General features: G+C 73.5%; 7 protein-coding genes and 1 pseudogene. 6 read left to right on the top strand and 2 right to left on the bottom strand.

Annotated elements, in window-relative coordinates; all coding sequences use genetic code 11:
- Positions 1-100 precede the first annotated feature (100 nt).
- The 6 genes and pseudogenes from VGN18_RS09180 to VGN18_RS09155 all read left to right on the top strand — a co-directional run.
- A complete protein-coding gene (locus VGN18_RS09180) occupies positions 101-1,510 on the top strand; it encodes an MFS transporter (RefSeq protein WP_327539371.1) in 1,410 nt (469 codons plus the stop codon).
- Between the two features lie 58 nt (positions 1,511-1,568).
- The gene (locus tag VGN18_RS09175) at positions 1,569-2,744 is read left to right on the top strand and encodes a cysteine desulfurase family protein (RefSeq protein ID WP_327539370.1); all 1,176 of its coding nucleotides are present in this window, start codon (positions 1,569-1,571) and stop codon (positions 2,742-2,744) included.
- A complete protein-coding gene (gene mnmA, locus VGN18_RS09170) occupies positions 2,741-3,826 on the top strand; it encodes a tRNA 2-thiouridine(34) synthase MnmA (protein ID WP_327539369.1) in 1,086 nt (361 codons plus the stop codon). Before VGN18_RS09175 ends, mnmA begins: the two co-directional genes overlap by 4 nt.
- Positions 3,823-4,821, top strand: coding sequence for a methionine synthase (locus tag VGN18_RS09165; protein ID WP_327539368.1), 999 nt, complete (start codon positions 3,823-3,825; stop codon positions 4,819-4,821). Before mnmA ends, VGN18_RS09165 begins: the two co-directional genes overlap by 4 nt.
- A gap of 40 nt (positions 4,822-4,861) precedes the next feature.
- Positions 4,862-7,003, top strand: coding sequence for an NAD-dependent DNA ligase LigA (ligA, locus tag VGN18_RS09160; protein ID WP_327539367.1), 2,142 nt, complete (start codon positions 4,862-4,864; stop codon positions 7,001-7,003).
- A gap of 372 nt (positions 7,004-7,375) precedes the next feature.
- Positions 7,376-7,741: pseudogene (locus VGN18_RS09155) on the top strand (phosphatase PAP2 family protein); the annotation flags it as partial.
- A 149-nt stretch (positions 7,742-7,890) separates the two neighbouring features.
- Here VGN18_RS09155 and VGN18_RS09150 read toward each other — a convergent pair.
- Complete coding sequence (locus tag VGN18_RS09150) at positions 7,891-8,763, bottom strand: oxidoreductase (RefSeq protein ID WP_327539366.1); 873 nt, start codon at positions 8,761-8,763, stop codon at positions 7,891-7,893.
- Between the two features lie 10 nt (positions 8,764-8,773).
- The gene (locus tag VGN18_RS09145; RefSeq protein ID WP_327539365.1) at positions 8,774-9,439 is read right to left on the bottom strand and encodes an ACT domain-containing protein; all 666 of its coding nucleotides are present in this window, start codon (positions 9,437-9,439) and stop codon (positions 8,774-8,776) included.
- Positions 9,440-9,490: the final 51 nt, after the last annotated feature.

The raw sequence follows: 9,490 nt of genomic DNA, 5'->3' as shown, positions 1-9,490 counted from the left end.
CCACTCAACGTAGGAACTCGCCACTCAACCGCAGGGGAGGGGCAAGCCTGTGGGTGGGCCGGTTTGACGTGAAGCGCGGTTCAGGTTGCATGCTGGACGGGTGACGCAGCCGGACGACGAGCCGAATACCATCTTCGCGCCGGCCGTCCGGGCCACCACGATCGGCCTGCTCATCCTCATCACGCTGATCGCGTTCGAGGCGATGGCGGTGTCGGCCGCGCTGCCGACGGCCGCGCGCGAGGTGCACGGGCTCGGCAGCTACGGCTGGGCCTTCACCGGCTTCCTCGTCGCCAACGTCATCGGCATGGTGGCCTCGGGCCAGCTCAGCGACGCCCGCGGACCGCGGCTGCCGCTCGTGGCCGGGCTCGGCGCGTTCCTGATCGGGTTGGTGCTCGCCGGCACCGCCACCACCATGGCCCAGCTCGTGGCCGGGCGCTGCGTGCAGGGGCTCGGCGGCGGGCTGATGATCACCGCCATCTACGTGGTGATGGGGGAGGCATACTCCGACCGGCTGCGGCCGCCGCTGTTCGCCGCCATCTCCTCGGCCTGGGTGGTGCCCTCGCTCGTCGGGCCGGTCGTGTCCGGGCTGCTCGCACAGCACGCCAGCTGGCGCTGGGTCTTCCTCGGGCTCGTGCCGTTCATGGTGATCGGCGGCGGGCTGATGGTGCCGGCCCTGCGCACGCTGCGCTCGCCCGAACCGGGCGCACCCGAGCCCGGCGGCCGGCGCCTGCTGCCCGCCGTCGTCGTGGCGGGCGGCATCGCCGTGCTCGCGCAGGCCGGCCAGCACCCGTCGGTCCTCGTCCTCGTCGCATCGGTCGCCGGCATCTCCGCGGTGGTGTGGGGCCTGCGCCGGCTGCTGCCGCCGGGGACGGCCACGGTGCGGCCCGGGGTCGCCGCGCCGATCGCCCTGCGCGGGCTGCTGGCCGGAGCCTTCTTCGGGGTCGAGTGCATGGTGCCGCTGTCGCTGACCGTGCAGCACGGCTTCAGCCCGACCGCGGCGGGGCTGCCGCTCGCCGCGTCCGGCGTGAGCTGGGCGGTCGGGTCGTGGTGGCAGGGCCGCGACGTCGGTGACGACGGGCCGGACCGGCGCATCGGCCTGATCCGGGCCGGGTTCACCTGCATGATGCTCGGCGCGGTCGGCATGGCGGTCACGGCCTGGCCGGCCGCGCCCGGCTGGCTCGGCTACCCGTCGTGGCTCGTGGCCGGGCTCGGCGCCGGGCTGACGATGTCCTCGGTCGGCGTGCTGGTGCTGCGTTACACCACCGAGGCGACGCGCGGCCGCGACTCCGCCGCCCTGCAACTGTCCGACGCGACGACCAGCGCCTTCACCACGGTCATCGCCGGCGTGCTGGTCGCGGCCGCGGTTCGGGGCGCGATCGGCTACACCGCGGCGTTCGTCACCCTCGACCTGCTCATGTGCGCGGTGGCGGCCGTCGGCCTGAGCGTCGCCGGCCGCGCCCGTCCGGCGCCCGAACCGGCCCTCGTGGCCGTGCCCGAACCCGCTCGCTGAGAGGGGCCCGGACGGTTCGGCGCCGCAGGTCGCGGACGCCGCCGTAAACTCGGCAGCGATGCCCTACCTGGACCACGCCGCGACGACACCCATGCTTCCCGAGGCGATCTCGGCCGTCACCGAAGCACTGGGTCAGGTGGGCAACCCCTCGTCCCTGCACGGTGCGGGTCGCGTAGCCCGTCGCCGCATCGAGGAGTCCCGCGAACTGCTGGCCGCCGCGCTCGGCGCGCGTCCGTCCGAGGTGATCCTCACCGCCGGTGGCACCGAGTCGGACAACCTCGCGGTGAAGGGCATCTTCTGGTCCCGGCGGGGCAGCGATCCGCGCCGACGGCGGGTGATCGTCAGCGCGGTCGAGCACCACGCCGTCATGGACGCCGCCGAGTGGCTGGCCGATCACGAGGGCGCTGCCCTCACGCTGCTGCCGGTCGATCGCACCGGAATGGTGGCGGCGTTCGACCTGCGGGCCGCCATCGCCGCCGATCCCGACTCGGTGGCTCTCGTGAGCGTCATGTGGGCCAACAACGAGGTGGGCACGGTCAACCCGATCGCCGAGTTGGCCGCGGTCGCGCACGAGTACGACATCCCGATGCACACCGACGCGGTGCAGGCCGTCGGTGCCGTGCCGGTCGACTTCGCGGCGTGCGGGGTCGACGCCCTGACGATGACCGGCCACAAGCTCGGCGGGCCGCCCGCGGCCGGCGCCCTGCTGCTGCGCCGCGAGGTCGGCTGCGTGCCGCTGCAGCACGGCGGCGGTCAGGAGCGCGAGGTCCGTTCGGGCACCCTCGACGTCCCCGGCGCGGTCGGCCTGGCCACTGCGGCGTCGCTCGCGGTGCAGCGTCGTGAGGTCGCCGCCGTCCGCATCGCCGCCCTGCGCGATGAACTCGTGGCCGGGGTGCTGGCCGCCGTCCCCGACGCCCGGCTGCACGGGCACCCGACCCGGCGCCTGCCCGGCATCGCCAACCTCACCTTCCCGGGCTGCGAGGGCGACGCCCTGCTGATGCTGCTCGACGCCAAGGGCATCGAGTGCTCGACCGGCTCGGCGTGCTCGGCCGGCGTGGCGCAACCGTCGCACGTGCTGATCGCGCTGGGCGCGAGCCCGGCCGAGGCCCGCGGCTCGCTGCGCTTCTCGCTCGGGCACGACTCCACCACGGCCGACGTCGAGGCCGCCGTCGCCGCGATCGTGCCGGCGGTCGAGCGGGCCCGCCGCGCCGGGCTGACCTCGGTCGTGTCATGAAGGTCCTCGCCGCGATGAGCGGTGGGGTCGACTCGGCCGTCGCCGCCGCCCGCGCCGTGGAGGCCGGCCACGACGTCACCGGCGTGCACCTCGCGCTGTCGGCCGCGCCCGCGACCCTGCGCCACGGCGCCCGCGGCTGCTGCACCGCCGAGGACGCGAACGATGCCCGGCGGGCCGCCGACGTGCTCGGTATCCCCTTCTACATCTGGGATCTCGCCGAGCGGTTCCGCGCCGACGTCATCGACGACTTCGTCAGCGAGTACGCCGCCGGCCGCACCCCCAACCCCTGCCTGCGCTGCAACGAGAAGATCAAGTTCGCGGCCGTGCTCGACAAGGCGCTGGCGCTCGGCTTCGACGCGGTCGTCACCGGTCACCACGCGCGCCTCGTCGACGGCGTGCTCTCCCGCTCGGCCGACGCCGCGAAGGACCAGTCCTACGTCCTCGCCGTGTGCACCGAGCGGCAGCTCGCGCACGCGATGTTCCCCCTGGGGGACTCGACGAAGACGCAGGTGCGCGAGGAGGCCGCGGCCCGCGGTCTCGCCGTCGCCGACAAGCCCGACTCGCACGACATCTGCTTCATCGCCGACGGCGACACCCGTGGCTTCCTGGCGAAGCGGCTCGGCGCGCAGGACGGCCCGATCGTCGACGCCGAGAGCGGCGAGGTCGTCGGCACGCACGGCGGCTCGTTCGGCTTCACCGTCGGGCAGCGCCGCGGCCTGAACCTGCAGCGCCCTACGCCGGCGGGAGACCCGCGCTACGTGCTCTCCATCCGTCCGGTCGACAACACCGTCGTGGTCGGCTCGCGGGCCATGCTCGAGGCCGACGTCATCGAGGCCGGGTCGGTGGTGTGGACGTCCGGCGCCGCGCCGGCGCAGCCGTTCGACTGCGCCGTCCAGCTGCGCGCGCACGGCATGACGAGCCGCGCCACGGTCCGGGTCGACGGCCGAGAGGTGACGGCCGAACTCGTCGAGCCCCAGGTCGGCGTCGCCGCCGGCCAGGCGCTCGTGATGTACGCGGACGACAGGGTGCTCGGGTCCGCGACGATCACCCGCGCACGCCGCACCGCCGACGTCACGACGTGAGCGCGATCTGGGCGAGGGGCGCGGCCACCGGGATCGGGTCGCTGCCCGGCACCGACCCGGTCGATGCCGCCGCCCTCGTCTTCGGCGAGCTGCCTGATCTGCCGCACCTGCCCGAGCTGCCCGACCGCGGCCCGGGCGCGGCGATGGTCGGCCGCGGCGCGGCGCTGCTCGTCGAGCTTCCGGTCGAGATCGTGCCGACCGGCTGGCGGATGGCCGCGCACACCGGCCGGGACCTGCGGCGCGCCCGCGACCACCTCGCCCGCGACCTCGACGCCCTCGAGGAGCAGGCCGTCGGGTACGTCGGCCCGTTGAAGCTGCAGCTGACCGGTCCGTGGACCCTCGCCGCCTCGCTCGAACTCGCCTCCGGCCACAAGCTCGTCTCCGACCACGGCGCCGTGCGCGATCTCGTCTCCTCGCTGGCCGAGGGTGCGCGCATCCATCTCGCCGATGTCGCCGCCCGCGTGCCGGGCGCGACCCCGCTGCTCCAACTGGACGAGCCGTCGCTGCCCGCGGTGCTCGGCGGCCGGGTGCCGACGCCCTCGGGCTACGGCACCGTGCGAGCGGTCGAGGCCAACCTCGTCGAGCAGGCCCTCGGGGACGTGCTGTCGGTCGCTCCCGCGGGCGCCCGGGTCGTGCACTGCTGTGCCCCGGACGCCCCCCTCGGCCTGCTGCGCGGGTGCGGGGCCGATGCCCTGGCCCTGGACGCCGCGCTGCTCGGACCGCGCCACTACGACGATCTGGGGACGGCGATCGACGCCGGCCTGTCGCTCTGGCTCGGCGTCGTGCCGACCAGTGGCCCCGAGCCCGATCTCGGCCGGGCCCGGCAGCGCATCCGCGGGCTGTGGAGCGAGCTGGGCTTCCCGGCCGAACAGCTCGCGTCGAGCGTCGTGCCGACCCCGGCGTGCGGGCTCGCCGGGGCGTCACCCGCGCGGGTGCGCCGCACGCTGGCCGTGCTGCGCGACTGCGGCCGCTGGCTCGCCGACGGCGACGACTGACGCCGCTCGCGTTGTCCGACCCGCTCGATAGGTTGATCCCGTGACCGAGGTGAGCGAGACGCCCGCAGGCGCCCGGGACGAACACGCACGGCTGTCGCAACAGGCCGACGACGCGTCGTACCGCTACTACATCCTCGACGACCCGACGGTCAGTGACGCCGAGTACGACTCGGTGCTCAAGCGGCTGCGCGAACTCGAGGACGAGTTCCCCGACCTGCGCACCCCGCAGTCGCCCACCCAGCGGGTGGCGGGCACCTACTCGACGCTGTTCACCGCGGTCGACCACCTCGAGCGCATGCTCAGCCTCGACAACGCCTTCAGCGCCGAGGACATGGCGGCCTGGGTGGCCCGGGTCGAGCGTGACGCGGGGGAGTCGCCGGCCTACCTCTGCGAGCTCAAGGTCGACGGCCTGGCCGTCAATCTGCTGTACGAGAACGGCCGGCTCACCCGGGGCGCCACCCGCGGCGACGGCCGCACCGGCGAGGACGTCACCCCGAACGTGCGCACGATCACCAACGTCCCGGACCAGCTCGTGGGCGACGACCTCCCGACGACGCTCGAGGTGCGCGGCGAGGTGTTCTTCCCGGTCGCGCGCTTCGAGGAGCTCAACGCCTCCCTCGTCGAGGCGGGCAAGACCCCGTTCGCCAACCCGCGCAACACCGCGGCCGGGTCGCTGCGCCAGAAGGACGCCCGCGTCACCGCGAGCCGCAACCTGGCGATGGTCGTGCACGGCGTCGGGCGGGTCGAAGGTGGGCCGGAGGTCTCGTCACAGTCCGACTGGTACGCCCACCTCGCCGGGTGGGGACTGCCGACGTCCGAGCGGGCATCGGTCGTGCCCGACCTCGCCGCGGTGCAGCAGTTCATCGTTCACTACGGCGAGCACCGCCATGCCGTCGAGCACGAGATCGACGGCGTCGTGGTGAAGGTCGACGACCTGTCGCTGCAGCGCCGGCTCGGCTCCACCAGCCGCGCGCCCCGGTGGGCGATCGCCTACAAGTACCCGCCGGAAGAGGTCAACACCAAGCTGATCGGCATCGAGGTGAACATCGGCCGCACCGGCCGGGCCACCCCGTTCGGGATCATGGAACCGGTCAGGGTCGCGGGCTCCACCGTCGTCAACGCCACCCTGCACAACCAGTGGGAGGTCGCCCGCAAGGACGTCCGGGTCGGCGACACCGTGGTGCTGCGCAAGGCCGGCGACGTCATCCCCGAGATCGTCGCCCCGGTCACCGCGCTGCGGCCTGACGACGCGACACCGTGGGTGATGCCGACGCACTGCCCGGCCTGCGGCACCGAGCTGAAACCGGAGAAGGAGGGCGACAAGGACTACCGCTGCCCGAACTCGCGTACCTGCCCGGCCCAGCTGCGCGAGCGGCTGTTCAGCCTCGCCTCCCGCTCGGCCCTCGACATCGAGGCGCTCGGCTACGAGGGTGCGGTCGCGCTGCTCGACGCCGGTGTCATCACCGACGAGGGTGACCTCTTCACGCTGGCCCCGGATGCCGACGGCGACGACACCGCGGCCCGCGACCTGCTGGCCCGCGTGCCGCAGTACACGCGCGCGGCCAAGAAGACCGATGCGGCCGAACTCGTGCGCGACGGCCGGGTGCTCTCGGCCAACGGCGAGAAGCTCATCGCGAACCTCGCCCAGGCGAAGACCCGGCCGCTGTGGCGCGTCCTCGTCGCCCTGTCCATCCGCCACGTCGGCCCGACCGCGGCCCGGGCGCTGGCCACGCATTTCGGTGACCTCGACGCCATCCGGGCCGCCACCGCCGAGCAGCTCGCCGATGCCGAAGGGGTCGGCGGCGTCATCGCCGAGGCCGTGCTCGAGTGGTTCACCGTCGACTGGCACGTCGCCATCGCCGACAAGTGGGCCGCCGCCGGTGTCCGCACCGCCGACGACGTCGACGAGTCGGTCCCGAAGACCCTCACCGGGCTGACCGTCGTCGTCACCGGCTCGCTCGCCGGCTTCTCCCGCGACGGGGCCAAGGAGGCCATCGTCGCCCGCGGCGGCAAGGCGGCCGGCTCGGTGTCGAAGAAGACCGACTTCGTGGTCGTCGGCGAGAACGCCGGCACCAAGGCCGAGAAGGCCGAGCAGCTCGGCGTGCCCGTTCTCGACGAGGACGGCTTCCGTCGCCTGCTCTCCGACGGTCCGCCTCCCGTCGACGCGACCGAGCCCGCCTGACACCTGTGCGGCAGCTTGATCCGAGTGTTCTCCCGCACAGGAACTGGGGTATCAAGGGTCTCAAAGAGGTAGTTCACAGGTAGTTGTGGAAAGAAAGAGATCGTGGGAACTGCTGTCGAGGCACACGCGCCGACGACCAAGAGGCCGCACTGGACCTCCTGGCAGGTCGTCGTCACCGGCGTCCTGCTGGTGCTGTACCTGCTGCTGAGCCTGGGCGTCATCTTCCGCTCGCCGGTCCTGACCATCGACACCGATCTGCTCAAGCTCGACCTGCGCCACCACTACCCCGAGTGGAAGAAGTGGATTTCCTTCTACGTCGTCCTCGGGCAGCGCGGTCCGGCCACCCTCTTCTTCCTGCCCTGGTTCGCCTGGATGGCGTGGCGTCGCCGTAGCCTGCGCCCGCTGGTGATGCTCGGCGCCGCCCTGCTGGTGCTGAACCTCAGCGTGGGGGTGGTGAAGCTGGCCATCGGCCGGCTCGGCCCGCTGCGCACCCACCAGGCCCACGACGTGTTCGTCGGCGGCAACATCTTCCCGTCCGGGCACGTGTCGAACGCGGTCGTGCTCTACGGCCTGATGGCGATGATCGTGGTCAGCCATCGGCGCGCCGTCATCGTGGCCGCGGTGTTCCTGTCGGTCACGATCGGCGCGGGCACCGTGTATCTCGACACCCACTGGTTCAGCGACGTGGTCGGCGGCTGGATCGCCGGCGGACTCGTGCTGCTGACCCTGCCGTGGATCATGCCGACGGCCGAGCGGTGGGTCGACACCCTGCTCGCGCGCGCCCGCGCGGCCGTCGAGCGCCGTCGCGCCGGTCGGTCGGAGTCGCCGGCGGTCACCCCGGCCTTCCGGTCGGGCGGGCGCCGTTACGCGCCCGGCCGCAGTGCGGTTCAGGGGAAGGTGACGCCGGTCAGCCCGGCCGCCTCGTCCCACAGCTTCGCCGCCACGATGATGTCCTTCGACGCGCGGGACGAACCGACCACCCGCGGGAACCCGCGCAACTCGCCGATCCCGTCCGGCCCGTAGAACGCCCCGCCCAGCACCCCGGGCATCGTCGCGGCGTACAACGTCGGCAGGGCCCCGTGCTCGGCGTCCTGCGCGATGACCCGGTTCGCCACTGCCATCAGCCGGTCCTGCACCGATTCGGTGTGCGACTGCAGTTCGGTGGCGGCGTAGCCCGGGTGCGCCGCGAGCGAACGCACCGACGATCCGGCGGCCGTCAGGCGGCGGTGCAGCTCGTAGGCGAACATCAGGTCGGCCAGCTTCGACTGGCCGTAGGCGCCCCAGCGCCGGTAACGGCGCCGCTCCCAGTTCAGGTCGTCCAGGGCTATGCGCCCGGCCCGGTGCATGCCGCTCGACAGCGTGACGACCCGGTCGCCGATACGCGGCAGCAGCAGCCCGGTCAGCGCGAAGTGACCCAGGAAGTTCGTGCCGAGCTGCATCTCGAAGCCGTCGGCGGTGCGCTGCTGGGGGATGGCCATGACGCCGGCGTTGTTGACGAGCACGTCGATCGGCCCGGTGGCCTCGGCGAAGGCCCGTACCGACGCGAGATCGGCGAGGTCGAGCGCGGAGACCGTGACGTCACCGCTCATCGTCGCCGCCGCGGCCGTGCCCTTCTCGGTGTTGCGGCAGGCCAGCACGACGGTCGCGCCCCGCGCCGCCAGCGCCCGCGCAGTGGCGGCCCCCAGGCCGCTGTTCGCGCCGGTGACGACAATCGTGCGCCCGGTCTGGTCGGGGATCTCGGCAGCGGTCCAGGAGGTCATGCCGCGCACTCTAGGACGCCGCTTCGACGTGCGCCGCGGCGACCGTAGCCGCGATCGCGGCCAGGTGCTGCAGGCGCACCAGTTCCGACGGCGCCCAGCGCAGAGCGGGCCGGCCGATCAGCAGCGCGGCGTCGCCCAGGGCAGTGACCGCGAGCTCGGTGCCGAGGCGACCCCAGTCGGACGGTGCCCAGTCGTCGTCGGGCTCGAGGCAGCGGCTCGGGGCCGGCGGCCACCACGGCACGGGCAGCGACGCGACCTCCGGCGCCGCGCCGCCCGCGGCCAGCACCTCGCCCTGACCGCCGATCGGGGCCGCGAGCACGAGGGCCCAACCGGCCCGGAACACGCGCGCGACACCGTCGGCCAGCAACGACAGCGAGGCCTCGGGATTGCGGCCGAGACGCTCGAGCAGCTCGAGCTCGCGGTGCGGGTCGATCTGGCCGGCGTAGGGACGGATCGACTCGACCTGTACGCCTTCCACGGTCGCGGCGGCCGACACCAGCGAGTCGGCCAGCTTGTCCGGCGGCAGTTCGACCACGAAGTCGTCGATCGCGCTGCCGGGGGAGCGCTCGATCACGTCCACGCTGAGGATGTCGGCGCCCACCGTGCCGAGGGCGCTGGCGACCGCACCGAGCGCGCCCGGACGGTCGGGCAGCGTGAGACGCAACAGGTAGGACACCCGGACAGCCTGCCTCATCGACGTGTCAGGGCCGTTACACGCACCCGTCGC

Origin of the sequence: Jatrophihabitans sp. (assembly GCF_036000465.1) — a bacterium.
Lineage (GTDB): Bacteria > Actinomycetota > Actinomycetes > Mycobacteriales > Jatrophihabitantaceae > Jatrophihabitans.
Note: the sequence above shows the minus strand (reverse complement) of the source record. Positions and strands in the feature narration are given on the sequence as shown.